The organism is Vibrio sp. 10N.222.49.C9, from assembly GCF_041474985.1.
GTDB classification, from domain to species: Bacteria; Pseudomonadota; Gammaproteobacteria; order Enterobacterales; family Vibrionaceae; genus Vibrio; species Vibrio crassostreae_C.
In genome coordinates, this window is record NZ_JBFRVD010000036.1 from 75,086 (window position 1) to 101,346 (window position 26,261).

A 26,261-nucleotide genomic window follows, 5' to 3' on the forward strand; every position below is an offset into this window, starting at 1 on the left:
TTCTTCAAAAGTCGTTAGGCCTATTGTTTCCACTTTACCGAAACGAAAAAGGCAGACCTTTTGGCCTGCCCTTATACTTTTTCGTCTTATCTAGTAACTAGTCTTTTGACATGCAGTTTAGATTCAACAGCATCAATTCACGCAGTGCTACTGAGAACTTAGCAAACTCATGAACAGAACCTACTTTGAATTCGTTTAGGATGCTTTCCCAACGATGTAGAGAAACAGAGTTACTTTCCATCCAGTCATCAAGCGCTTTAATCACATCGATATCTGAAGCACAACCACAGTTAAGTACTTGACCAGTTAACTGGCGTTGCTGCCAATCCAGATCTTCTCTGAATGCTGCACGCGCCAGTGCTTGCCAGTTGTTGTCTATAGCTTGGCCATTGATTTGCTTCAAGAACCAGTGCAGTGACAAACGGTCGCCTAGGTTGAAGTAAAGCTTAGACGCTTGCTGTACTGTTTTACCTGTTTCACGAGCCACTGTGGATATATCCAGTGCTGAGTACAGGCTAGACAAACGAGCCACTGAATTAGCCAGCTCAGCGTTTACACCTTGGTCAATCCATACTTGAGCCATTGCTTGATGCTCTTCTACTTCTGAAGCCACTAGGTTTTCATCCAGCTTCTCAGTAATTGCGACGACATCACCTTGGTAAAGCTCAATCAATGCATTCACTGACTGTTTACCGGTACGGTTTCTTAGCAACCAGCGTGCTAGACGACGAAGCGTACGACGTACATGGTAAAGCAATTCGTATTGAGCTTCAGAACTTGAGATGTTGTCCAGTTCACGGATGCTCTTCAATACCTTACCCAGGCCGTAGATTTCACGTGATGCCGCGTAAGCATTCGCAATATCAACAATGTTCGCGCCCGTCTCTTCTTGCAAGCGAGTCACGAAGTTACAGCCCATCTCGTTAACCATTTGGTTAGCAAGCGCAGTCGCAATGATCTCTGCACGAAGTGGATGGTTATCCATGTGCTGAGAGTAGTTACGGCGTAACTCTGTTGGGAAGTATTGCATCAGTTGTTGAGCATGGAACTCATCATTCGCAATGTCATCACTCACAAGATCTTCTTTTAGAACCATTTTACCGTAAGCGATCAATACTGATAGCTCTGGTCTTGTTAGTGCTTGACCCTGCTTCTCACGTTCTAGCAGCGTTTCGTCATCTGGGATGTATTCCAAACCACGGTCTAAGTACCCGGCTTTTTCCATTGTGTGGATAAAGCGGATTTGCTCTTTCACTAAGCCTACACCTTGATGCTCAGTAACAGAGATAGACTCAGCTTGGCAGTAAGCGTCGTCTAGTACGATTTCACCTACTTCATCTTCCATAGATTCAAGAACTTGGTTACGTTGCTTAACGGTAAGATCACCATTAGACACCAAGCCATTCAAGAAGATCTTAATGTTAACTTCGTTATCCGAGCAATCTACACCACCAACGTTATCGACAAAGTCAGTATTAACTCGACCGCCCGTTAGAGCGTATTCAATACGACCCAATTGAGTCATACCCAAGTTACCGCCTTCACCAACAACCTTAGCTTTCAGGTCACGGCCATCGATACGTAGCACGTCATTTGCACGGTCACCCACATCGGTATGAGTCTCACTAGAAGACTTAACGTAAGTACCAATACCGCCGTTCCAAAGTAGATCAACTTTCATAGACAAGATCGCTTTGATCAAGTCGTTTGGTGCCATTGATGCTTTCTTGGTACCCAGCATTTTCTGAATTTCAGGTGTCAAAGAGATAGACTTCGCTCGGCGAGAGAAGATGCCACCACCTTGAGAAATCAGGTCTTTATTGTAATCTTCCCAACTTGAACGAGGCAGATTAAACAGACGGTCACGCTCTACCCAGCTTGATGCTGATTCTGGATTCGGGTCAATGAAGATGTGCATGTGGTTAAACGCAGCTTGCAAGCGAATGTGCTTAGATAGCAGCATACCGTTACCAAATACGTCACCCGCCATATCACCCACACCAATGGCAGTGAAGTCTGTGCTTTGACAGTTAATACCCATTTCGCGGAAGTGACGTTTAACCGATTCCCAGCCACCTTTCGCCGTGATACCCATGGCTTTGTGGTCGTAACCGTTAGAGCCACCCGATGCAAACGCATCACCTAGCCAGAAGTTGTACTCTTCAGCTACTGAGTTCGCTAGATCTGAGAATGTCGCGGTGCCTTTATCGGCTGCAACAACCAAGTATGGGTCATCTTCATCGTGACGAACAACGCTCTTAGGTGGGATAACCTCACCTTCAATGATGTTGTCTGAAACGTCTAGCAATGCACGGATGAAGCGCTTGTAACAACGTTGACCTTCAGCAAAGATCTCGTCTCGGCCAGACATCATGTGTTGACGCTTACAAACGAAACCACCTTTAGCACCAACCGGTACGATAACCGTGTTCTTAACTTGTTGCGCTTTAACTAGGCCTAGAATCTCAGTACGGAAGTCCTCTTGACGGTCTGACCAACGTAAACCACCGCGTGCTACTTTACCGCCACGTAAATGCACACCTTCAATGTCTGGTGCGTAAACGAAGATCTCAAACGCAGGAACCGGCGCAGGGATATCTGGAATCTCGCTTGGTCTCATTTTCAGAGCCAACCAAGGTTTAGACTGCTTATTCTCGTCTACTTGGTAGTAGTTAGTACGAAGCGTTGCAGTGATCATTTCCATGTAGCGACGAATGATACGATCATCATCCAAGCTTTCTACATGATCCAACTGTTCAGTGATCTTCTTAATAAGATCTTGTTGGCCTTTTACGCTGCCCTTCAGTTTCGGGTTAAAACGCTTGCCGAATAGGCTCACTAGCCCTTTCGCTAATTCTGGGTAATGAGACAATGTGTCTTCAATGTATTGTTGGCTGAATGGGAAACCAACTTGACGCATGTAACGAGCATAAGCACGTAAGATTGAGATTTCACGGCCAGAAAGACCAGCGCCAAGTACTAAGCGGTTGAAACCATCGCTGTCTAACTCACCCGCCCAGATTGCCGCAAAGGCTTGTTGGAAAAGATCGCGAGCTTCACGAAGATCAATGGTCTTATCGCTCTTGTGCAGCATAGAGAAATCAAGGATCCAATAGGTCACACCGTTGGTTTTACGCACTTCATATGGAGATTCACCGATAACGCGTAGGCCAAAGTTTTCAAGCATTGGCATAACATCAGAAAGGTGAATTGGCTCATCGCTGTGATAGAACAACTTCAAACGAACGGCTTTTGAATCTGCCGCTTCTTCTTGAGGACGGTAGAAAAGCATACCCAGTTTGTTGTCTTCACTTAGCGCTTCTAAACGTTCAATGTCGGCAACAGCAGAACCTGGCATCATGTCTTCTTTGTACGAACGTGGGAATGCACGCATGTACTCTTTCGACAATGGAAGACCTTTGCTTTCACCGAAGTTTGCAATGATAGATTCAGACAGACGGTCATCCCACGTAGACGATACTTCCATTAAATTTTGCTCAATTGTTTTCACGTCCACATCCATGTTGTTGTTATCAACACGAACAATATAGTGCGTTCTTGCTAGCGGGCTTTCAGAGAAGTACGTTGTAAATTCAACCTCTTCTTCACAACCAAAGTACTGTTTCAAGATGCGCTGTGTTTGGCGACGAAGCTCAGTGTTGTAACGATCTTTTGTTACGTAAACCATGCAGCTAAAGAAACGACCAAACGGGTCTTTGCGAACAAACAAACGCAGGAGATCGCGATCTTGCATTTGTACTACGCCCGTACCAACTTCTAATAACTCTTCTTCTCGAGCTTGCAGCAGTTCATCACGTGGGTAGTTTTCAAGAATGTTGTGCAGTGCTTTGTAAGAGTATGAACCTTCACGGTAACCACTCGCATCCAAAATACGTTCTACTTTCTCGCGAACAAGAGGAATCGTTTCAACGGTTTGGTTATAAACGGCAGATGTGTAAAGACCAGTAAAGCGGTGCTCACCAATGACCTTACCGTTCTTATCGAACTTCTTAATACCAATGTAATCGTTGTAAGCTGGGCGGTGAATGCGTGAAGCCGTGTTGCCCTTGGTTACGATAAGTACATACGGTTTTTTCGCTTCTAAACGTGCCGAGTCAGAAAACTCCGACAGCTTAACGTTGCGTACGCGATCTGAATTTGCGAACAAACCAAGGCCTTGCTCCTTAGTCGGCTGCAGTTCAGTGTCACCATTTACAGACACAAGATCGTATTCCTTGTAACCCATAAACGTAAAGTTGTGTTCGCCTAACCAACGAAGGAAAGCCAATGTTTCATCAAAGCGCTGGCCGTCTACTGGAATGCTCTCTTTTTGCTGTTCAACTTGATTGGTCACTTCTTCAAGTCTTTCAACCATCTTCAACCAATCGTTCACGACTAAGCTAGTGTCGGTAAAAATATCCAGCAGTTCCGTTTTAAGTGCCGTCATTTCAGCTTTGCTGCTAAGACGGTCAACTTCGATATGGAAAAGCGATTGGAATGCACCTTCGTTATTGCTTACACCGACAACACTGCCCTTATCTGAGCGAGAGATTTGTGTTGGGTTATGAAGCATAAGGTGAGAAGAAAGGTCTAGGCGAGTCAATGCCATTTTTACGGAATCAACAAGGAATGGGCTGTCTGGAACGACTATCTCAACGATAGTATGAGTAGACTGCCAACCTTGACGACTTACCGTCGGGTTGAAAACGCGTACAGAGATTTCGTCGGCTTTCTTTTCATTGATGTGATGCCATAAGCTAACTACAGCACCGTATAAATCGGATTCGTTTCTCTGAGTTAGATCGTCGTGAGAAACGTTACTAAACAAGTGTTGAGCAAGTTGAGTTACGAGAGGTCGATGAGCAAGGTCAAGTTTGTCTTGAATCAGCTTGTAAACTTTTTCAAGTAAAACTGGAACCACAGTTTCACGTGCGGTCATAGTCACACTCCACAATTAGAATTATATTTTATTATTAGGGGGATCACTTAATCTGGTGTTTGAAACGTGCCGTTGAGCTCTTTTCTACTAACGAGTTAAGCAAAGGTAATGCATTCATTTATTGTAAAAGCATTATTGAAAAATAGTTAATTGTTTTGGAGGTGGTAAGAGCTGAAATGTTTGATTATGTGATTAAGATTCCTTTTAACTCACTAGGCATGCCAAGGTTTACAGAGCTTCTAACTTAATAAACTTATTTTTTTGGTCAGTTGTCAGCCTAAACTGCCCTCTAACCCCTATTTGTGTAAGAAATGGTCTGAACCGAGTTGCAGGTAACTGTAAGCGTAAACCTGTTGTTGTTATCACTTGAACTTTACTTGCCGTACCAGAATAGCTGGCCAAAAACTGCTGATATGAGATGTTAAGTTGGAAAATATAGCGATTCATACGATACCTGTATAAATATACAGTGCCAGTGTTTTTTGGCACTTTTAGATGTCTGACGGTGAAACTGAACTTGAAGCTGCTCTAGCTTATCGAAAATTCGATGAACCAGAAACAAAAAATCAGTGGCAGATATTCTCTACCACTGATGACCTTTCGTTGTAGCAAACAGTTTATTAGTAAACCGCTTATTAGCAAACAGTTACCTGAATGCGCGCTGACTTAAGCCTCTAGTGCTTTCGTCACTTTCTCAAACAAGTCTTTTGCTAGGTTGTCCATGTTCTTTAACGTCTCTAGTTCTTTTTTGATCAGAGCTTGGCGTTCATCGTCGTACTTACGGAATTTAAGAAGTGGATCAATCAGACGTGAAGCCACTTGCGGGTTGCTGCTGTTCAGTTCACGTAAGATCTCGCCTGCAAATGCATAGCCTTGACCAGACTTGTCGTGGAATTGAACCGGGTTCATGTTTAAGAATGAACCGACCAAGTTACGGGTACGGTTCGGGTTCTTCAAACTGAACGCCTGGTGCGACATCGACGCTTTGATCACTTCAAGTGCGTTTGAACTTGGGTTTGTACCTTGCAATGCAAACCACTTATCCATAACAAGACCATCGTGTTTCCACTTGTCACTGTAATCCACCATCAAGGTTTCACGACATGGTAGTTGTGCACTGTTTGCCGCGCCCATTGCTGCCATCGTATCTGTCATGTTGTTTGCTTGCTGGTACATCGCAACAACCAAGTCATTACCCTGCTCTGTATGTGCTAAGTAACTTAGGCAAACTTTACGTAGAGTACGCTTACCAATCGAATCGTGATCGACCGTGTATTCTGTTAGTGCGTGGCTGTGATAAACCGCCGCTAACTCGTCTTCAAGTTCTGCAGCTAATGTAACTTTCATCGAGTTAAGAACCGATGCGACCGCATCAATATCAACACGCTCATACCAACCTGATACTTCATTGTGGCTTGGTAGAGAGAGCATTTCTGCAATAAACGCAGGCTCTAGTGAATCACTCAGCAGTACGCCACGGAATGCATCAACAACAGAATCAGAAAGCTCAAACGCTTGACCCTGTTGAACCTTCTCAACGTTACTGCGGATGTACTTCGCTAATAGCATTTGACCCGCATCCCAACGAGAGAACTCATTGCGTGCATTTACCATTAGGAAGATCAGTTCTTCATCTGAATAGTTGTACTCCAGTTTCACTGGCGCAGAAAATTCACGAAGTAATGATGGGATCGGTTGCTCAGAAACGTTTTCAAACACGAACGTTTGCTCTGCTTCTTTCACATCTAATACATTATGAACTGGCTTACCGTTACATTGTAACTCAACAACTTCACCCGCAGCTGTGTACAGCTCGATATCAAGAGGAATATGCAGAGCCTGCTTTTCCGTTTGCTCATGAGTTGGCGCTGTTACTTGGCGAGTTGTTAACGTGTACTGTTTCTTCTCTGCGTCGTACTTACTTTCAACAGACAGCGTCGGCGTACCAGATTGGCTGTACCATAAACGGAACTGAGATAGGTCGATGCCCGACGCATCTTCCATTGCCGCGACGAAGTCTTCACATGTTGCAGCCGTACCATCGTGACGTTCGAAGTACAGCTTCATGCCTTTTTGGAAACCATCTTCGCCCAACAATGTGTGGATCATACGGATCACTTCACTGCCCTTTTCGTACACGGTCAAAGTATAGAAGTTATTCATTTCTATCACTTTTTCTGGACGAATTGGATGAGACATTGGGCTAGCATCTTCTGCAAATTGTGGACCGCGAATGATACGTACATTGTTAATACGGTTTACTGCGCGAGAACCAAGATCAGATGAGAATTCTTGGTCACGGAATACCGTTAAGCCTTCTTTCAGACTTAACTGGAACCAATCGCGACACGTCACTCGGTTACCTGTCCAGTTGTGGAAATATTCATGGCCGATTACTGCTTCAATACCTAGGTAATCTGTATCCGTTGCAGTTTGGTCGTTTGCTAGAACGAACTTCGAATTGAATACGTTCAAGCCTTTGTTTTCCATCGCACCCATGTTGAAGAAATCAACGGCTACGATCATGTAGATGTCTAAGTCGTATTCAAGATTGAAACGTTCTTCGTCCCACTTCATTGAGTTAATCAAAGAAACCATCGCGTGGCTCGCACGGTCTAGATTGCCTTTATCAACAAAGATTTCTAGGTCAACTTTACGACCCGATTGTGTAGTGTATGCGTCACGAAGTACATCAAAGTCACCCGCTACTAAAGCAAACAAGTACGCTGGTTTTGGATGTGGGTCTTGCCACTTCACCCAATGACGACCGTTTTCACCTTCACCTTCATCTACACGGTTACCATTACTTAATAAGAATGGGTTCTCTGCTTTGTCTGCAATTACCGTTGTAGTGAATTTCGCCAACACATCTGGGCGATCCATGTAGTAAGTGATACGGCGGAAACCTTCAGCTTCACATTGAGTACAGAACGCGCCACCCGACTTGTACAAACCTTCAAGTGCACTGTTCCCTTCAGGGTTAACTTCGGTAACGATGGTTAGAGTAAATTCTTTTGGAAGGTCATTCAGCGTAAGTTGAGTTTCAGACTGCTCGTACTGAGTCCATTCGTTGCCTTCAACCAAAACAGAAACCAACTTCAAGCCTTCACCATCAAGTACTAATGTCGTGCTGTCTTTCTCCTGCTTAACACTAGAAACAGCCGTAACAATGGATGCTGAGTCGTACAAATCGAAAGTAAGATCGATTTCAGAAATCGTGTGAGATGGTGATTGATAATCTTTACGATACTTGGCTTGAGGTGTATGTGCCATGACGGGTTCCTTTTGATCGTTATACGTAATTATTTTTTAACTGTATATATCTAAAGGTTGAGCGCCAATAAAACAAGGGGAATATTAAAAAAAGGAGGCATTGTAAGAAAATGCCTCCATGTTTTGCTATTTTATCAATCAAATCAGACAGGAACGCCTAAGAAATGTACTGTGCACAATATTATCAACGAGTACGCCGTTACTGCTAAAACTCACGATTATCGAATGCGATTGAGTACCGCAAACATATCTCCCTCTTCACCTTGCAGCGTTAACACATCGCTGTTCAGTGTATATCGAGTGCCGTGTTCACCGTTCTCATAAAGTAACACTAGTTGATCGCCTTCTGTGTAATACACCCCGCGACGAATGACTTCACCACCTTCTTCATCTGATACTCGGAACATGAATATAAAGTCCGGCTGAAGGACTAAATCCATTTTTTGAATGTTACTCGCACGTAGATCGCTTCCAGACAGTTGGGCACTTGACCAGATTCCCGCCAATGCATTTGGCAAGGCCTTGGTGAACATAACACCGTTAAGATTCAGCATGTTGTGATTACTGCTGTACGCGTAAACCTGAGGTTCTGAGGTATTCAAACCCAAAATAATCGTGTCTTCATTGGCGTTATACAAACCTTCCCAATGATCGACACTGTAGTCTTTCTTTTGGATATCGATAGTGAATGAGTAGTTTGAATCAAGAGTGAGCTTGATCGCTCTAAAGTTTTCAGTGCCTTGCTCAGGATCAGGATTCATCAAATACCAATCACCAAGCAACAGAGGAAGGTCAAAATGAGATAGATTACTATCACTTTTTGATTGTTGGCTACTCGAAGCGACCTCGCTCCCAAAAGCCACAAAACTTAAACAAGATAAAAATAGTAGAATCCATTTCATAAGCGTCCCCTCGTTTTCTTTAAGCTTAGGCACGTAATGAATAGAAAGCGAAAAAATATGATCTAAGTCACTAAATTTTAAGTGCGAAGTAACTTAAATGTCATTATCACTCGAAAAAAAATACTTAAGTTTAGTTATTTTTACAGTGTACTTCACAGCCGAAAATCAAATAACAGTGGTTCTGCAGCAAGTTAAAAAGCGAGGAAGCATGCCGTTAACATGACATTATTCGAGGCAAGAACACAGGTACAAAAAAAGCGAGCCTAAGCTCGCTTTTCAAATAGTACGTCTTTAAACAATCACCTTATAACAGGTATTTTGTTTATTTCTTGATCATATCCAGCATGATAGCAACTGATTCATCAAGATAAGCATCCGGGGCTTCGTAGTCTTTTGGAATATCATCCAACGTTTTAAATGCCTCTAACTTAGCGGCTTTTTGACGTTGGTTAATACGCTCTAGACGAAGCGCATCCGCATCATCACTCTCTTGTTGACGAACCTTTTCATTAAGAGAAAGGTCATTGTCGTCTTTATCTGCCTTATATTTTTCAATATCTTGCGCGATAAAGCCAAATTCCATGTCTGTTGCGATACGAGCTTCGTGTTTAGCCGTCAACGCTGCGATCTGCTCATCGTTACGCTGTAACACTGAGTACTTCGCTTTGTCGATGCTGTCCCAAGGAAGAGCGTTGTCTTCAACACTTTCACCAGTATCTGCAGGATCAATTGGCGTTGGGTAAGCAATATCAGGTACTACACCCTTGTTTTGCGTACTACCACCATTGATTCGGTAGAATTTTTGGATTGTGTATTGAACGTAGCCTAACTCTTTATCGAACAAATCATAAATATGATTCAAAGAGCGATGCTGTTGCACCGTACCTTTACCGAAAGAGTTTTCACCTAGGATGATTGCACGGCCATAATCTTGCATCGCTGCTGCAAAGATTTCAGACGCTGAAGCACTGTAGCGATTCACCAATACCGTTAACGGGCCTTGGTAACTGATTTGACCATCAGTATCACTGTTCACTTTGACACGACCGTAGCTATCACGAACCTGAACAACAGGTCCTTCTTTGATAAACAAACCAGAGAGTTCAGTTGCTTCAGTCAGTGCACCACCACCGTTGTTTCGGAGGTCAACAATAATACCTTCAACACCTTGCTCTTTAAGCTCGGTGATCAGTTTATCGGTATCTTTAGAAAGGCCAACGTAGAAACTTGGTACTTCTAATACACCAATTTTCTTGCCGTCTTTCTCGATCACTTCTGATTTAACAGCGCGGTCTTCTAAACGAATCTTATCGCGAACAATTGTGACAACGTGACTTTTTGCATCTTTACCATCTGGCAAGATCTGTAGCTTAACTTTGGTCCCTTTAGGGCCTTTAATAAGTTGTACTACATCGTCTAAACGCCACCCGATAACATCAACAATTTCTTCGCCATCTTGACCAACACCAACAATGCGGTCTCCATCACTCAATTGTTTGCTGTTTGACGCAGGGCCACCAGCAACTAAAGAGCGAATAACGGTGTAGTCGTCTGTCATCTGAAGCACAGCACCAATACCTTCTAGAGATAGGTTCATCTCAGATTGGAATTGTTCTGCATTTCTTGGAGAAAGGTAACTTGTGTGAGGATCAACTTCACGCGCAAATGCGTTCATGTAGATCTGGAAAGCATCTTCATTATGCGATTGCGTAATACGCTTCATCGCATTGTTGTAACGCTTTTCCAAAACTTCTTGAATCTCTGGCCACTCTTTACCAGTAAGTTTTAGATTCAACGCATCATATTTAACGCGTTTTCTCCAAAGCTCATTCACTTCAGCGATATCTTTTGGCCACTCAGCTTCACTACGATTGAGCTCAATACTTTCATCGGTATCAAACTTAATCTCTGTATCTAGCAAAGACAATGCATATTGAAAACGTTCAAAACGCTTCTGCATAGACAGATTATAAACATCGAATGCAATCTGGTTATTGCCCGATTTCAGCTGATCATCAATTTGTTTAGATGACGCAGAGAAAGAGTCAATATCAGCTTGAGTGAAGATATTACGATTATAATCCAGCATCTCTAAGTAACGATTAAAGATAGCTTGAGAGAAATCATCGTTGAGATTGAAGTGTTTATAGTGAGAACGAGTAAATCGAGAAGTAACACGTTTACTAGCAGTTTCGTGTTGGACCTCAGGAGCGAGTAGAGGTAAATCGTCCTGATCTAATTTGGCTTCAAGAGCCTGAGCTGAAGCTGCTAGCCAAAAGCTAGCAGCAATCAGTGTCAATTTTGAACGGCATTTCATGCGTAGGAGTATCTCCTTTAAGCGCGCAAGTGCTCCGCTTTAACAACCATTTGTAGGCCGTTTGCTAACTGAACACGCACATCTTCCTTATTGATTTCAACAATGGTCGCAGCCATGTTTCCTTTACCCATGTTCACATTTACTTCTTTGCCAGCGATGAATTCGTCAGCGTTCAAAGCGCGTGTTTCTACAGGCTTTTCTACTTTTGGTGCTTTAGGCGCTTGACGACGAGGCTGTTGAGCTTTCTTCGCCTTAGGTTTCGCTTTGCCTTCTTCACGAGCTTTTTGTGCTTGTTCTTTACGACGAGCCTGAACTTTCGCTTTGCTTTCAGCAAGTGTAGCTTTAGCGTGTTCAACGTGCTCTTCTTCTAGTGTGCCACACGCGTTGCCGTCTAGGTCAACACGTTCTGCGCCAGCTTTTACGCCGTGCAGGTAACGCCATGATGATGTGTACTGTCTTAACGCTGCACGAAGCTGAGTCTTACTTACTTTTTCGTCTTCATTTAGACGTTCAGCAAGATCTTGAAAAATACCAATTTTAAGTGGCTTCGCTTCACCTTCTAGAGTAAAGCATTTAGGGAAACATTCAGCAATATATGCGATAACTTCTTTGCTGTTTTTTAACTTTTCAGTGTTTTCCATGTGGGTTCCTGGTTTTTGCGGTTTTCCGCGAGCATTAAGAAAATATTTTTACGTATTATAGAGAGATGCTTGGGAAAAACCACAGTAAGAGAATAATTTATGCCTTGTTCGCGTGCGAATTAAGCAGCTTTTCCACTTCTGCCATGAAAAATGTCAATCCGTCCTCGTCAATTTGAGAAAAACGGCCAACATTTGGGCTATCGATATCAAGAACACCCGCTATTTTTCCGCCAATCGAGAACGGAATAACGATTTCTGAGTTACTTGCAGCGTCACAAGCGATGTGACCTTCGAACTCATGAACATCATGAATGCGCTGAACTGTATTCGACGCAACCGCAGTTCCACACACTCCACGCCCTACCGGAATTCGCACACAAGCAGGTTGACCTTGGAAAGGGCCCAGTACAAGTTCGTCTTTTTCCTTAGCTTGGTCCTGCTTCATTAAATAGAAACCCGCCCAATTCAAGCCATCCAATTCCATGAATAATAATGAACTGATATTAGCAAGATTAGCAGTTAGATCGGTTTCTGATTCAATTAATGCAACGGCTTGTTTGGTTAAGCGTTGGTAATGTTCTATTTTCATATTAACTTCCAATTAAATTGAGACTTCCATTATCAAGAGAACGCAGTAGAATGCGGCCATCAAACTAAATAGGACTTATTCTCATTACAATGAACAATTCAAAAGACACTATTAGCCGTTCTTGGTTAATAACTCAAGTAAAAAAACACAAGTCCAAATTACTGTTTGCTAACATTATTGCCATATTTGCAACTCTCATTAGTGTCCCTATCCCGTTGCTCATGCCATTAATGGTTGATGAAGTATTACTTGATAAGCCAGCTTCAGGCTTAGAGATGATGAACCACCTACTTCCATCATCGTTACAAACACCGACTGGCTATATAGCACTAACTTTGCTGTTAGTGATTATCATGCGCACCGTTAGCCAAGCGTTAAACATTCTGCAAGGGCGTCAATTTACACTCGTCTCAAAAACAATTACCTATCAAATGCGAAGCAAGATGATAGATAAGCTTGGCCGCATTAGTATTAGACAGTACGAAACCAAAGGCAGCGGTGGTATCAACGCCCACCTGATAACAGACATAGAGACGATAGATAAGTTCATTGGCTCGACTTTGTCTAAGTTCCTCATCAGCTTCTTAACCGTGTTTGGCACCGCGATCGTGTTATTGTGGTTAGAATGGCGATTAGGGTTGTTCATTTTACTGGTCAATCCTGTTGTGATTTATTTCTCCCGTAAACTAGGTAGCAAGGTTAAACACCTTAAAAAATACGAAAACCAGTCTTTCGAGCGCTTTCAAAACCGTTTGGTGGAAACCTTAGATGGCATTTACCAACTGCGTGCAGCGAATAAAGAGCGCATTTTTCTCGATGAGCTAAAAGTTCAAGCAAACCAAGTAAGAATCGATGCCGACAAATATGCATGGCAATCTGAAGCTGCTGGGCGTGTTTCGTTTCTGCTCTTTCTATTAGGCTTTGAACTTTTCCGAGCTGTCGCGATGTTAATGGTGCTATTCAGTGACTTAACCATCGGTCAGATCTTTGCGGTATTCGGTTACTTATGGTTTATGTTAGGCCCAGTTCAAGAGCTGCTAGGGATTCAATTCTCTTGGTATAGCGCGAAGGCGGCACTACAACGAATCAATGATCTTCTGAAGTTAGAAGAAGAGCATCGCCCAGTAAGCAAGGTAAACCCTTTCAATGAAAACCAAGAAGTGACGGTAGACATCGAAAACGTTACATTCTCTTACACATTAGAAAACACTGTTTTAAATAGCCTATCACTGCACATCCCTGCTGGTAAAAAGGTCGCTTTAGTGGGTGCGAGTGGTGGCGGTAAATCCACATTAATCCAATTGCTGATTGGGGTTTATCAAGCCGATTCAGGTTGTATACGCTATAACGGCGAAAAAACTGATGACATCAGCTTTGATATTATCCGCAATGAAATTGCCGTTGTTTTACAACAACCTATACTCTTTAACGATACATTAAGGCATAATCTGACCCTTGGCGCTGAATACGATGAAATGTCGTTATGGCGTGCGCTTGAAGTCTCTCAAATGCAAGATGTTATTAAGCAACTGAGTAATGGATTGGATACACAAATTGGTAGGAACGGAGTTCGACTGTCTGGCGGTCAACGACAACGTCTAGCAATAGCCCGCATGGTGCTGAGCAATCCTAAGTTTGTTATTCTTGATGAAGCGACATCTGCACTCGACACTGCAACAGAGTCGGCACTGCATAAAGCTCTGAGCGAGTTTTTGAAAGATCGCACAACTTTGATAGTGGCTCATCGATTATCAGCGGTGAAACAAGCCGATCTAATCTATGTTTTAGAAGATGGGCAAGTCACACAGACGGGAACACATGGTGAATTGGTTGAACAACAAGGACTTTATCAAACACTCTACGGCAGTGTGCAATCGCACGCCTGATGTTTATAGTTCTGAGTCTTTAAGTCGGGCATCGAGTCTGACTAACGTTTCAACTTGGGAGGTCGCGTGACCTCCCCATCCGTTACCACCCCTTTATCAACGAAGCATCAATGCGATAGCAGCTCAGTGCGTCTTTGTCAGGGCTGCGAGCTTCCCGTAGATAAAATGGACATCCCTTTGGGGAAATCTGCTTACTGTCCAAGGTGTGGTACTCAGCTTTATAGAGGCGGGACCCCTAGCCTCTCTGGAAACCTAGCAATTGCGATTACCTGCTTATTGCTGTTTATCCCCTCGCACTTTTTTGAATTCATCAGTATTCGCCTGATTGGTGTCATGATACCTGCTACATTACCATCCGGCGTCTTTACTTTAATGGGTGAAGGCTTCCCTCTGCTTGGCTTACTGATCCTGTTCTGCAGTTCGATCGCTCCGTTGCTCGTGTGTACATCGGTACTCATTACCCATTTATCATTGCGATTCAAATTTTTTACACCATTTAGGTATGCGTTAGCCATCATCCAGACATTAAAACATTGGATGATGCTGGATGTGTTTCTGGTAAGTTTGGCGGTCTCATGTTTCAAACTGCAAGATTACTCTGACATTTTCGTCGGCCCTGGTTTGATTGGCTTGATTCTTCTGCAACTTTTCAGCGTATTATTGGTAAGCCGTATCAGTGTGCGTCGCTACTGGGAAGCTTGGGCAAAAGAATCTGACTACTCTTTTGCTGAAAGTAAGAACATACACTGTCACAACTGCCACCTATCTCAACCGGATGGACATACTTGCGTGCGTTGTCACCATGACTTATACCACCGCAAGCCCTACTCTATACAGAAGACATGGGCTCTGCTGTTTGCCGCATCCGTGGCTATCGTGCCAGCCAATGTCATTCCTATTTCTATTCTTATTACCAACGGACAAAGGCTAGAAGACACCATAATTTCTGGTGTCGCGTCGCTGATAAATAGCGATATGTACGGCATTGCAGCGATCATTTTTATTGCCAGTATCGTCGTGCCCGTCGCGAAAATACTCGGCCTCGCGTACATCTTAATCTGTATCAAGATGAAGCGCGCCGTTTACCACAGACAACGTATGACCATCTATTTCATTGTGAAATGGGTGGGGAAATGGTCGGTGATGGACCTGTTCGTTATTTCGATCATGATGACCTTGGTCGACCGTGGACAGATTTTAAACTTTACACCAGGTTATGGTGCAGTCGCTTTTGGCGTCGTAGTTGTTCTCACGATGCTGGCAGCGGAAAGCTTAGATCCTAGGCTAATTTGGGATAACTACACCTCTAAAGATGAGTCAGTGAATGAACAACGATAACCAATCACAAACGTCATATTCACCAGAAGTAAGGAAAAACAAAGGCATCTCACCTTTGTGGATTCTACCGATATTAACCGTTGCATTAGCCGGTTGGTTGGTCATTAAATCGATACACGATGCCGGGCAACGTGTGCAGATATACTTCTCAGATGCCGCAGGTTTAGTCGCAGGTCGAACAACGATTCGTTACCAAGGCTTAGAGGTGGGTATGGTGCGTGACATCACCTTGTCCAAAGATTTATCGAGCATCTACGTTGATGCTGACATCTACCCAGAAGCTAAGAAGCTTCTCTCAAAAGGCACTCGTTTTTGGCTTGTGAAGCCAACGGCAAGTTTGTCGGGTATCTCAGGGTTAGACGCTCTTGTTTCAGGTAACTATATTGCTATCCACCCGAGCGAAACCAAACAAGACCCAGAAACCGTTTTCCAAGCGTTAGAATCCTCCCCTTCTGACTTACTGGCTTCTGAAGGTTTGAACATTTCACTGACGACCAAAGATCTGGGCGGCGTGTCTGTTGGCTCTCAAATCGTTTACCGTAAAATCCCAATTGGTGAGGTTTACAACTACCAGTTAAACGACAACGCGAAATCCGTTACGATTCAAGCGTCGATTAAAGATGAATACAGCCATATCATTACCGACCAAAGCCGTTTTTGGAATGTCAGTGGCTTAGGTGCCAGTATTGGCTTTTCTGGTGTTGATGTTCGCTTAGAGAGCCTAAGTGCATTGCTTGGCGGTTCAATTGCGGTCGACTCTCCAGGAGAAGGCCAACCGGTTGAGATGAATACTAAGTTCAAACTCTACCCAGATCTGAAAACAGCGGGTCGAGGTATCTCTATCAAGATTGCCGTTCCCGATGATAATAAAATCAGTGCAACAGGTGCTCCGATCATGTATCGCGGCATTGAAATCGGTCAAATCACTGATTTATCGCTAAGTGAAGGGCGTGAAAACGTCGTTGCATCTGCCGCTATCCAACCGGCATTCAGTGACTTTTTAAACAGCGGCAGTAAATTCGTTCTAGAAGAGGCTGAACTGTCGCTTACTGGCATGAAAAACATTGCCAATTTAGTGACAGGTAACTTTTTAACCTTGGTACCGGGTGAAGGTGAAAAGGCGCGTCGATTTACTGCAATCCGCAAAAATGAATTCAGTCAGGAACAAGAGAAATCCGTTGCGATTCGCTTAACGTCGAACAATTCGTTCGGGTTAGATGTCGGTACACAACTTCTCTACAAAGGCATTGCCGTTGGCTCTATCATCCATGTGGGATTAGTTGATGGTGTTGGTACGGGCTCTGATAAACACGAAGTCTTCATGGATGCACTTATCGATAATGAGTACGCGCACCTAATCAAAAGCCACAACCGTTTCTTTGTGACAGGCAGTGCGACCGCAGAGCTGACCGAATCAGGTCTAAGTGTTACGGTTCCACCGGCAAAGCAGCTTCTTACTGGCTCGATCAGCTTTGTGAGTGAAGGTAAACCTGAAGCTCGAACTGACTACCAACTTTTCCAAAGCAAATCGTTAGCAGAAATCGCTAAGTTTAATCAGTCTGGTTCAAAGACACTTTCTTTGTTTGCCAGTGAGTTACCTTCAATTTCTAAAGGCAGTCCACTCCTCTACCGCAACCTACAAGTGGGTAGTATTTCTGATTTTCAGCTTGCCGACGGTGGCGTAAGAATCAAAGTCACAATCGAAAATCGTTACACGCACTTACTCAACAAGCACACTGTTTTCTGGAACCGATCAGGCGTTGAGGTTGATGCGTCGCTATCGGGTATCAGCATTAAAGCGGCACCAGTTAAAACCCTTATCCAAGGCGGTATTGCTTTTGACTCTCTGCCGGGAATCGACAACAAACTTGGTGACGTGTGGAAGCTTTACAAAGATTCAAAATCTGCTCGAAAATTTGGCCGCGCGATTACTATCACCTCTTCTGGCGATCAAGAAGTCAACAAGGGCATGGCGATCAAATATCAAGGTGTCACTGTTGGTGAGGTTACTTTGGTGATTCCGAACTTCAACAAGGGCGGCATTGAAATTACTGCGCGTATTTTACCTGAGTACGTCGACAAGATTGCCGTGACGAACAGTCACTTCTGGTTGGCAGAACCTGAGATTGGCCTTAATGGCATCAAAAACGTCTCTGCGCTGCTCTCTAAACACATCAACGTAGACCCGGGCAAAGGTGAAAGAAACACGAAATTTGAGCTTAGCAAAGGACCTGTGCAGCCTGAAGGCAAGATATTCCAACTGCAAAGCGAAACGCGCGGCTCAGTATCTGAAGGTACACCTATCCTATTCCGTGAACTAGAAATTGGCAGTGTTATAGATGTTCAGCTGGGCGAGTTTGCTGATCGCATCATATCTACGATTCAAATAGAACCTGACTACGCGTATCTAATCCGCGCAAACACCGTGTTCTGGAACGTGTCGGGCGTCGATGTCTCTATCGGCCTGTCAGGCGCAAACATCAAAGCCGGAACGGTAGACAGCTTGTTAAGAGGTGGTATTACATTCTCAACGCCACCGACAAATGAACTTCAACCAGTAGCAAGCGAAGATCAGTCTTTCTACCTCTATCCTCAAGCCGAAGATGAGTGGAAATCATGGAGAACCGCAATTCCTCGCCCATAGAGTGAACTCTCTGACGTTTCTGGAAGATTAATTCTTCATCAAAATGCAGCCATTAGGCTGCATTTTTGTTGTTTGCTGCAAATATGGTTTAGGACGGCCTCATTTTGCTTTAAACTCCCCGCATTAATGCAATAAATCGAGATACTCTTTTGCACGCTAACGTATATATTCCTGAAGAATTCCTAACGCACATCGAAGCAATCATGCCTAGTCATCTAGATATGGCTTCTTTTGTTGCGTCATGCCAAAAACCACTTCGTAAAAGTATTCGAATCAACACATTGAAAATCAGTGTTGAAGACTTCCTAGTACGAGCAAAAGAGAAAGGCTGGGAACTGGAACCTGTACCTTGGTGTGAAACGGGCTTTTGGATTACAGCGGACGAAAGTGAAGCGCCACTAGGTAATACGGCAGAACACATGTCTGGTCTTTTCTACATCCAAGAAGCCAGCTCGATGATGCCACCCTCGGCACTTTTCCAAGGCGAAGCTGATTACCAAGCGGTGCTAGACACTGCGGCTGCACCCGGCTCTAAAACAACGCAAATCGCTGCGCTAATGAATAATCGCGGTGTATTGGTTGCCAATGAGTATGCAGCAAGCCGTGTGAAGGTCCTTCACGCTAACATCGAACGTTGTGGCGTTCGTAATGCCGCTCTAAGTAACTTTGACGGTCGAGTTTTTGGTGGTTGGTTACCAGAACAGTTTGATGCTGTGTTGCTAGACGCACCCTGCTCTGGCGAAGGCACCATTCGTAAAGATGCCGATGCGATGAAGAACTGGACGTATCAATCAGTGGTCGACATTGCCGACACGCAAAAAGATCTGATTGAAAGTGCATTCCATGCTCTTAAACCTAATGGTGTTTTGGTTTACTCAACGTGTACGCTTAGCACCGAAGAGAACCAACAAGTGTGTCATCACCTAAAAGAAACCTTTGGTGATGCGGTTGAATTCGAATCTCTGGAATCACTATTCGACAACGCAAAAGCAACCACGACAGAAGAAGGCTTTCTTCACATCTTCCCACAGGTCTATGACTCTGAAGGTTTCTTTGTTGCACGTATCCGTAAACTAGCGTCTGTTACTCCACCAGAAGTTAAAAAACGTATGGGTAAATTCCCATTTGAAAAAGCATCAAAGAAAACTCAGCAAGAAGTCGCTGAACAACTAATGAGTACTCTCGATATCGAATTGCCAAGCGATACTCAGGTTTGGATTCGCGACAAAGACGTTTGGCTATTCCCAGAAGCGCTAGAGCCGATGATCGGTGAGTTCCGTTTTTCTCGCATGGGAATCAAGATCGCTGAAACCCATAAAAAAGGTTACCGCTGGCAGCACCAAGTAGCGACAACGCTCGCAACAGGTAATGAAGCTAATGTTGTAGAGCTTAGTATTGAAGATGCTCGTGAATGGTTCATGGGCCGCGATGTTCGCCCTGAAAACTTGTCAGGAAAAGGTGAAGTACTAGTGAAGTACAATGGTGCAATCATCGGCCTTGGTAAGTGGGTTGGCAACCGAGTGAAGAACGGTTTACCACGCGAACTCGTGCGCGATAAGAACCTTTTCTAAAAGCGTTCGCACTGAATACACCTTAATAAACAAAAAGCCCAAACAACGTTAATTGTTTGGGCTTTTTCTATTCTATCGGCCATATAAGTCAGTGTGCGAGCGCTTGTAAATCAACAGCTAATTATATAAATATCAATTCAAGTCACTATTTCCAAAAAGAAAAATCGCACTTTAGAGAATCTAAACTAGACTTCAATCTAACAGTCAAAAGATTAAAACGATTAGCGTAGGCTCTTCGGAGCCCTTTCCCCTAAGCCCAAACAGGAAGGTTTGGGCTTTTTTTTGACCGAAAGGACCGCTTACTTAACTAAGCTGATACCTTCTTTGTCGATAGTGATCTTGCCAGATTTGTATAGACCACCAATTGTCTTCTTGAACGTACCTTTGCTGGTTCTGAATGCAGAGAAAATAACTTCAGGAGAAGACTTATCATTCAAAGGCAGGTAACCGCCTTTCTTCTCAAGCAGGTCAAGAACCTTAGTGCTTAGGTCATCCATCTTAGCCACACCAACCTTCTGAAGAGACAAATCAATCTTACCGTCTTCTTCACGAACGTTTTTAATGTAGCCTTTTAGTGTTTTACCAATGAACAGCTTACCGATGATGTCAGATGGGAAAATCATACCCCAGTGTTCACCGTTCACGATCGCTTTGTAACCTAACTGGCTGCGCTCAGCGATAATGAGATCGACTTGCTCATTTTGCTTATAAGTCGCAGGCGTGTTGTCTAACCATTTGTTGAACTTCGTTGTACCAACGATACGGCTCGATGCTTTATCGATATACACATATACTAAGATTGACTGACCTTCGTTTAAACGGCCACGCTGCTCGCTGAAAGGAACAAGAAGGTCTTTACCTTTCACGCCCCAGCTCATGAATGCACCAGTGCTGTTAACACCTTCAACCGTCATCAAACCAAACTGGCCTACTTGAGCTATTGGTTTTTCAGTCGTTGCAGCGATCTGGTTGTCAGAATCTATGTATAAGAAAACATCTAGCTTTTGACCAATTTCAACACCTTCAGGAGTAAATCGTTTCGGCAGCAACACGGTTCCATAGTCGCTCGCGTCAAGGAATACACCGAAGTCTGCTTGTTTTACTACTTCTAAGTTGTTTATTTGACCAATATTAATCATCAAGGTTGTCTCTACTTTAAATTTGGCGGAGATTATACGTGATCTCTGATATGCTTTCGCTAGTTTCATTCATATTTTTACATTCTAGGAGACATCGTTGATCACCGTTGATAAACAAGATGCGATAACACTTAAAATTAACCATGCCATGGCTAAGACCAAAAAGCTCGACATGGACGTTTATCTATTCATTCCCGGTGAACTTGGACTGACTCCTGAAGTGCTTTCTGAAAGTGCCTTTTTCTACAGCTCAATCACTCAAAAACGTGCCTACTATAGTGACAAAACACTTTTACCTTTGGTACACAGTCGCTTGGCAAAACGTGGACGCTTATCTACAACACAGTATCGTGTCAGTTTGAGTCTGTTTGCCTACCAATATGTTATCGCGTTAGATAAAGCAGTCAGCAGCTTAAATAAAACTGATAGTGACGACGTAACGGCTGATGAAGTAGATGAAGTCATTGAATTGGCTTTAGATATCTTGAAGAAGCTACGCCGAAGCATCCCTTACGAAGAAAATCTCAAGCGCTACTACGCTAATATCGATAACTACCTATCTTGGTATACCGAGCAAAAGTTCCTATCGCTAGTTTCACACATGCCACGAGGTAGTGAGTATTCAACGATTAAAGAACGACTCTTAACGCTTTGTGATAAAGAGACCGCGCACCGTAAACTGAACCGCTACAACTCAGCAAGAGTTCGAGAGGACGTTACCCGCTTGAGTAACAAGATGCGTTTGCTGCGTCGTTTGATTGAACACCCTATCGTGCTTAAAGAAAAGACAACGTCGATGGGTAAGAACGTTAAGCGTGCCGTGAAAGGCATCGCGACCGGTTTGGTGATGGTTGTCGTGACCACTACTGTGATCTTGGCTCGTGACTTTCTTGGTGAGATTACCGCCTCTTTCATCGTGGCAATGTCTTTCATTTACGCACTGCGTGAGATCTTTAAAGATGACTTGAGAGACATCCTTTGGCGCTGGCTGCGTAAAGGCAAGCCAAAATGGAAGCGTCGTTACTATGATCCAACGACCAACAAGTCAGTAGGCCATAAACTGGAATGGTTGGACTACGCAAATTTTTCTAAGCTTGCAGATCGCATTCAGTCGATCCGTAAAAAGCGTGTGGTACAACGTGAAGAGCAAATCTTGCATTACCGCTCTCATACTGAGATGTCGACATCGACCTTTATGAGTGGTTATGAGGAGACTCGTGAAACGTTATCGATCAGCCTAAGAGCGCTGACACGGTTGATGGATAAAGGCTCAAACAAGATCTACCGCTTGAATGAAGGACAAGTGAGCCGCGAATCAGTAGAAAAGCGTCATCTTCTCAACCTGATCATTAAAGAGAACAACCATGATAACGAACCAACCTACTACCGTTGGAAGATCGTTATGAACCGTTCAAAAATAGTTGATATTGAGCAGATCACTCAAGAGTCATAGAGCCGTTATAAAGTTCTCTATAACGGTATGTGGAAACCATTCACATACCGTTGTTTTATCTCTTCAACGTTACCCATGACTTCTAAACCAAAATCTATTATTTAATCGCTATTTTCTTGAAGGGACTTTCTTAATTGAAAGCGTAAGCGTGAACTCCGCCATCGGCTCGTCACCATGTAAAGATGGGCAAGTCGCGATAATGGTTACGGGTTGATTGACCCGTTCTCCGGTCGACATGGTTTCTGCCAGCATAGTGTTGATCAGCTCACCGTCGTTACAAGTGAAATGCACATCACCTTCAGGGCGCTTCAAAAAGTTACCCGTCACCTCTTTAAAAGCCAACGAGATCTTTTCACCTTGCTGCTGAGATTTGCTCATCGCAAGAAACCCACCCGCGACATCCGCACCTACAGCCAAAACGCCAAAGTACATACTGTTAAGGTGATTCTTAGTACGCCTTCTAAGCGGGATTTTCACTTCAACATGTTGGTTGTCCAACGCGAGTAGTTTTGGTCGGCACAACCAGATAAGTGGGACTTTGAAAAAGCCAAACATGCTTAAGTAGAAATTTGCTTTTTGTAGAGGGGTCAACATTCGAATTACCTAGCCAAGTTAGTCATCAGACCAGTTAATCGACTAGCGATAAGAATGTCAAAAAAATGTTACAAAAAAGAGATATCATCGCACAATGATATCTCTTTCATTCTCAAAGCATTAGCGCCTTAAGTCGGCTTATCAGGCAAGCTAATCGATTTACGCAGTCACGACCGTTTCTACGCATTCAAGATCAGCTATGTAACCTTGTAGACGTGGGTAATCCACTAAGCCTTGAGTTACTAGCAGCACTGGCTTCTTCGCGTTCAGGGTTGCTTTAACAATCATATCCAACAAGGTAATAACCGCTTCGTTTTGTGGATCAAAAGCGTGTTGCTGAGCTTCATTGTGTTTGTCTACGCCTAAAGTGAAAGACGCTAAGCTATCAACGTTTACCACTACACCATCGAAGTAATGCAGTAAACGTTCGCTCAGTAGCACTGCAGACGGCACATCGCACGAGAACAGTACTTTCAAACCGTTAAGGCCGCGTGGTAGCCCTTGCTCGGCAAGCAGGTCAATAATCTTAGCGGCATCGCTTAATGTTCGTACATAAGGCACAACCACTTCAACGTTAATACCCTGCTCACGCAATGTTTTAATGACCTGACACTCTAAAGCGAAAGCCTTGCTGTATTCTGGTGTCGCGTAACGAGCAACGCCACGAACACCTAGTGCAGGGTTAATCTCTTCTGCTTCACAGTTCCCGCCAAGCAGCGAACGGAATCCATAGCTGTCTGCACTGCTTAATGCGATACGAACAGAAGTGTGATTTGGCTGAACGGCAGCTTGAATGGCAATCACTAAGGTCGAAACAAAATGCTCATCGACTGTTTTATCGCCAAGGATCGCTTCTAAAGACGTTTTTTCAATATCAGTCAAAGTATCTAAGTGACTCTCGATACTTGGGTGGTAGAAGACACGATCCATCACTAATTCTGATAATGAAACGTATAAGTGGTTAGAATTATTATTATCGTTGTAAGAAGGCAGCACATCACCTAAGACGAGTTCTGGGTGCAAAGTGCTTTGATTTTCTTGAGTCATTGCTGCTCCAGCATTTTTATGTTGTGTTCAAACGAAAATACCGATAGCTGCCTGTTAATACAAGTGAAAATCCCTTATTTGACGCTGGCCTGCTGATAAAAATAAGAATATTAGCAATAACTGAGATAACTTTGACTCAATAGAGTTTATTCCTCTGTTCAATTCCGTTATCTTAACCACTTCGCAATAGAATAAAAAAGCTATCACATGCCATTAAAAACTGATGAGTTGAGAACCCAAGCTCTGGGTCCTATGCCAACTCCTGCCGAACTAGGCAATGCACACCCTATTACTGACGACGTTGCTGAGCGCATTAAAAATTCTCGCCGCCAAATCGAAGATATCCTAACTGGTCGTGATAACCGCCTATTAGTTATCGTAGGCCCTTGCTCTGTTCACGATACAGATGCGGCACTTGATTACGCTGAGCGCCTAAGCAAAATTCAAGACCAGTACAAAGATGAACTGTTCGTTGTAATGAGAACCTACTTCGAGAAGCCTCGTACTGTTGTAGGTTGGAAGGGTTTGATTACAGATCCTAACCTTGATGGTTCATACGCACTTGAAACAGGCTTGAACAAAGCTCGTAAGCTTCTGCTAGATATCAACAAGCTTGGCCTAGCTACCGCGACTGAATTCCTTGATATGATCACAGGTCAGTACATTGCAGACCTTATCACTTGGGGTGCGATTGGCGCTCGTACAACTGAATCTCAGATTCACCGTGAAATGGCTTCTGCACTGTCTTGCCCTGTTGGCTTCAAGAACGCGACCAACGGCAACATCAAGATTGCTATCGATGCAATTCGTGCAGCACATGCTTCACATTACTTCTACTCTCCAGATAAGAACGGCCGCATGACGGTTTACCGTACTTCTGGCAACCCATACGGTCACGTTATTCTACGTGGTGGTGATAAAGGCCCTAACTTCGACGCTGAATCTGTAGATGCTGCGTGTAAGCAACTGGCTGAATTCGATCTACCTCAACGTTTGGTTGTAGACTTTAGCCACGCTAACTGTCAGAAACAGCACCGTAAGCAGTTAGAAGTTGCACAAGACATTTGTGAGCAAATTAAATCTAACAAGAACCAAATTGCAGGCATTATGGCAGAGAGCTTCATTATTGAAGGCAACCAGCCAATGACAGATATCAACAACCTAGAATATGGCAAGTCGATTACTGACCCATGCCTAAGCTGGGAAGATACTGCAACAATGCTAGACATGCTTGCAACAGCAATTAAAGATAGAAACTTAGCTTAAGGAAACAACACAATGCCATCATTTGACATTATCTCTGAAGTAGAAGCAGTAGAACTGCGTAACGCAGTAGACAACGCAAACCGTGAACTATCGACTCGTTTCGATTTCCGCGGCGTTGACGCAAGCTTTGATTACAAAGATGAATCAGTAAAATTGACTGCTCAAGACGATTTTCAACTGAAGCAAATGCGCGATATCCTTCGCAGCAACCTAACGAAGCGTAATGTTGATCCTAACGCGATGGAAGCGAAAGCGGCAGACCAAACAGGTCGCACTTGGCACCAAACGGTTATCTTTAAGCAAGGCATTGAAACTGATGTCGCTAAGAAGATCGTTAAGCTAATCAAAGACAACAAAGTTAAAGTTCAAGCTTCTATCCAAGGCGACAAAGTTCGTGTTACTGGTAAGAAGCGTGATGACCTACAAGCTGTTATGGCTCTAGTTCGCGGCGGTGAACTTGGTCAACCTTTCCAGTTTGACAACTTCCGCGACTAATTATTGAGTTTGAGCGACCGCCTATTTGGGTTGCTCATTCATCAGCACAATGTCGTGTTTGAAATAGCAAAAAGCCACTTCTCGAAGTGGCTTTTTATTTATCTGGTCCAGCTTTAGTTTTATTCCGAGCCTCTAGCCGATTTCAAACAACCAGAAAGCTCTCATTT

17 protein-coding genes are annotated in these 26,261 nt (G+C 43.7%); 7 read left to right on the top strand and 10 right to left on the bottom strand.

The annotated features are described in order from the left end of the window. Positions 1 to 97 precede the first annotated feature (97 nt). From AB4585_RS15945 to AB4585_RS15975, 7 genes are all read right to left on the bottom strand, one after another. A complete protein-coding gene (locus AB4585_RS15945; RefSeq protein WP_372154520.1) occupies positions 98 to 4,939 on the bottom strand; it encodes an NAD-glutamate dehydrogenase in 4,842 nt (1,613 codons plus the stop codon). Positions 4,940 to 5,167: 228 nt separating this feature from the next. Then, a complete protein-coding gene (locus AB4585_RS15950) occupies positions 5,168 to 5,386 on the bottom strand; it encodes a DUF2835 domain-containing protein (protein ID WP_081325156.1) in 219 nt (72 codons plus the stop codon). A gap of 219 nt (positions 5,387 to 5,605) precedes the next feature. Next, on the bottom strand, positions 5,606 to 8,212 hold the full coding sequence (gene pepN / locus AB4585_RS15955) for an aminopeptidase N (RefSeq protein ID WP_372154519.1): 2,607 nt from the start codon (positions 8,210 to 8,212) through the stop codon (positions 5,606 to 5,608). 218 nt (positions 8,213 to 8,430) lie between these two features. Beyond that, positions 8,431 to 9,114: a hypothetical protein gene (locus tag AB4585_RS15960; protein ID WP_017059686.1), complete on the bottom strand. Its 684-nt coding sequence runs from the start codon at positions 9,112 to 9,114 to the stop codon at positions 8,431 to 8,433. Between the two features lie 322 nt (positions 9,115 to 9,436). Then, positions 9,437 to 11,431, bottom strand: a complete 1,995-nt coding sequence (prc, locus tag AB4585_RS15965; protein ID WP_017068919.1) for a carboxy terminal-processing peptidase — start codon at positions 11,429 to 11,431, stop codon at positions 9,437 to 9,439. Positions 11,432 to 11,448: 17 nt separating this feature from the next. Next, positions 11,449 to 12,072, bottom strand: a complete 624-nt coding sequence (gene proQ / locus AB4585_RS15970) for an RNA chaperone ProQ (RefSeq protein ID WP_017057223.1) — start codon at positions 12,070 to 12,072, stop codon at positions 11,449 to 11,451. Positions 12,073 to 12,169: 97 nt separating this feature from the next. Next, a complete protein-coding gene (locus AB4585_RS15975) occupies positions 12,170 to 12,661 on the bottom strand; it encodes a GAF domain-containing protein (protein WP_017066966.1) in 492 nt (163 codons plus the stop codon). A gap of 89 nt (positions 12,662 to 12,750) precedes the next feature. Between AB4585_RS15975 and AB4585_RS15980 the strand changes: the two genes are divergently transcribed. The 4 genes from AB4585_RS15980 (at position 12,751) to rsmF (ending at position 20,100) form a co-directional block, all read left to right on the top strand. Then, positions 12,751 to 14,547 carry an ABC transporter ATP-binding protein gene (locus AB4585_RS15980; RefSeq protein WP_136974298.1) on the top strand — a complete coding sequence of 599 codons (1,797 nt, stop codon included), beginning with the start codon at positions 12,751 to 12,753 and terminating at the stop codon, positions 14,545 to 14,547. Positions 14,548 to 14,601: 54 nt separating this feature from the next. Further along, positions 14,602 to 15,885: a PqiA/YebS family transporter subunit gene (locus AB4585_RS15985; protein WP_372170234.1), complete on the top strand. Its 1,284-nt coding sequence runs from the start codon at positions 14,602 to 14,604 to the stop codon at positions 15,883 to 15,885. Then, the gene (locus tag AB4585_RS15990) at positions 15,872 to 18,529 is read left to right on the top strand and encodes an MlaD family protein (protein ID WP_372170237.1); all 2,658 of its coding nucleotides are present in this window, start codon (positions 15,872 to 15,874) and stop codon (positions 18,527 to 18,529) included. The genes AB4585_RS15985 and AB4585_RS15990 overlap by 14 nt, the downstream gene beginning before the upstream one ends. A 149-nt stretch (positions 18,530 to 18,678) precedes the next feature. Further along, on the top strand, positions 18,679 to 20,100 hold the full coding sequence (gene rsmF, locus AB4585_RS15995; protein WP_017063836.1) for a 16S rRNA (cytosine(1407)-C(5))-methyltransferase RsmF: 1,422 nt from the start codon (positions 18,679 to 18,681) through the stop codon (positions 20,098 to 20,100). A 299-nt stretch (positions 20,101 to 20,399) separates the two neighbouring features. Here the strand turns inward: rsmF and AB4585_RS16000 are convergent, their stop codons facing one another. Beyond that, positions 20,400 to 21,308, bottom strand: a complete 909-nt coding sequence (locus AB4585_RS16000; RefSeq protein ID WP_017059694.1) for a S1 RNA-binding domain-containing protein — start codon at positions 21,306 to 21,308, stop codon at positions 20,400 to 20,402. Positions 21,309 to 21,336: 28 nt separating this feature from the next. Between AB4585_RS16000 and AB4585_RS16005 the strand changes: the two genes are divergently transcribed. Then, complete coding sequence (locus AB4585_RS16005; RefSeq protein ID WP_017063834.1) at positions 21,337 to 22,692, top strand: hypothetical protein; 1,356 nt, start codon at positions 21,337 to 21,339, stop codon at positions 22,690 to 22,692. Positions 22,693 to 22,800: 108 nt separating this feature from the next. On the opposite strand, the gene AB4585_RS16010 is transcribed toward AB4585_RS16005, so the two are convergent. After that, positions 22,801 to 23,286 (bottom strand): PaaI family thioesterase, encoded by a 486-nt coding sequence (locus AB4585_RS16010; protein ID WP_017059696.1) that lies wholly within the window; start codon positions 23,284 to 23,286, stop codon positions 22,801 to 22,803. Between the two features lie 159 nt (positions 23,287 to 23,445). Beyond that, positions 23,446 to 24,333, bottom strand: coding sequence for a putative PEP-binding protein (locus AB4585_RS16015; protein WP_372155226.1), 888 nt, complete (start codon positions 24,331 to 24,333; stop codon positions 23,446 to 23,448). A gap of 207 nt (positions 24,334 to 24,540) precedes the next feature. Between AB4585_RS16015 and AB4585_RS16020 the strand changes: the two genes are divergently transcribed. Beyond that, complete coding sequence (locus tag AB4585_RS16020; RefSeq protein WP_048615990.1) at positions 24,541 to 25,599, top strand: 3-deoxy-7-phosphoheptulonate synthase; 1,059 nt, start codon at positions 24,541 to 24,543, stop codon at positions 25,597 to 25,599. A 12-nt stretch (positions 25,600 to 25,611) separates the two neighbouring features. Continuing rightward, positions 25,612 to 26,094 (top strand): YajQ family cyclic di-GMP-binding protein, encoded by a 483-nt coding sequence (locus AB4585_RS16025; RefSeq protein WP_017063832.1) that lies wholly within the window; start codon positions 25,612 to 25,614, stop codon positions 26,092 to 26,094. The last annotated feature ends 167 nt before the right edge of the window (positions 26,095 to 26,261 follow it).

Excerpts from the sequence above, each read along its gene's own strand:
- AB4585_RS15945 (WP_372154520.1), bottom strand. The coding sequence starts at position 4,939 with ATGACCGCACGTGAAACTGTGGTTCCAGTTTTACTTGAAAAAGTTTAC.
- AB4585_RS15950 (WP_081325156.1), bottom strand. The coding sequence starts at position 5,386 with ATGAATCGCTATATTTTCCAACTTAACATCTCATATCAGCAGTTTTTG.
- pepN (WP_372154519.1), bottom strand. The coding sequence starts at position 8,212 with ATGGCACATACACCTCAAGCCAAGTATCGTAAAGATTATCAATCACCA.
- AB4585_RS15960 (WP_017059686.1), bottom strand. The coding sequence starts at position 9,114 with ATGAAATGGATTCTACTATTTTTATCTTGTTTAAGTTTTGTGGCTTTT.
- prc (WP_017068919.1), bottom strand. The coding sequence starts at position 11,431 with ATGAAATGCCGTTCAAAATTGACACTGATTGCTGCTAGCTTTTGGCTA.
- proQ (WP_017057223.1), bottom strand. The coding sequence starts at position 12,072 with ATGGAAAACACTGAAAAGTTAAAAAACAGCAAAGAAGTTATCGCATAT.
- AB4585_RS15975 (WP_017066966.1), bottom strand. The coding sequence starts at position 12,661 with ATGAAAATAGAACATTACCAACGCTTAACCAAACAAGCCGTTGCATTA.
- AB4585_RS15980 (WP_136974298.1), top strand. The coding sequence starts at position 12,751 with ATGAACAATTCAAAAGACACTATTAGCCGTTCTTGGTTAATAACTCAA.
- AB4585_RS15990 (WP_372170237.1), top strand. The coding sequence starts at position 15,872 with ATGAACAACGATAACCAATCACAAACGTCATATTCACCAGAAGTAAGG.
- AB4585_RS16000 (WP_017059694.1), bottom strand. The coding sequence starts at position 21,308 with ATGAAACTAGCGAAAGCATATCAGAGATCACGTATAATCTCCGCCAAA.
- AB4585_RS16010 (WP_017059696.1), bottom strand. The coding sequence starts at position 23,286 with ATGTTGACCCCTCTACAAAAAGCAAATTTCTACTTAAGCATGTTTGGC.
- AB4585_RS16015 (WP_372155226.1), bottom strand. The coding sequence starts at position 24,333 with ATGACTCAAGAAAATCAAAGCACTTTGCACCCAGAACTCGTCTTAGGT.
- AB4585_RS16020 (WP_048615990.1), top strand. The coding sequence starts at position 24,541 with ATGCCATTAAAAACTGATGAGTTGAGAACCCAAGCTCTGGGTCCTATG.
- AB4585_RS16025 (WP_017063832.1), top strand. The coding sequence starts at position 25,612 with ATGCCATCATTTGACATTATCTCTGAAGTAGAAGCAGTAGAACTGCGT.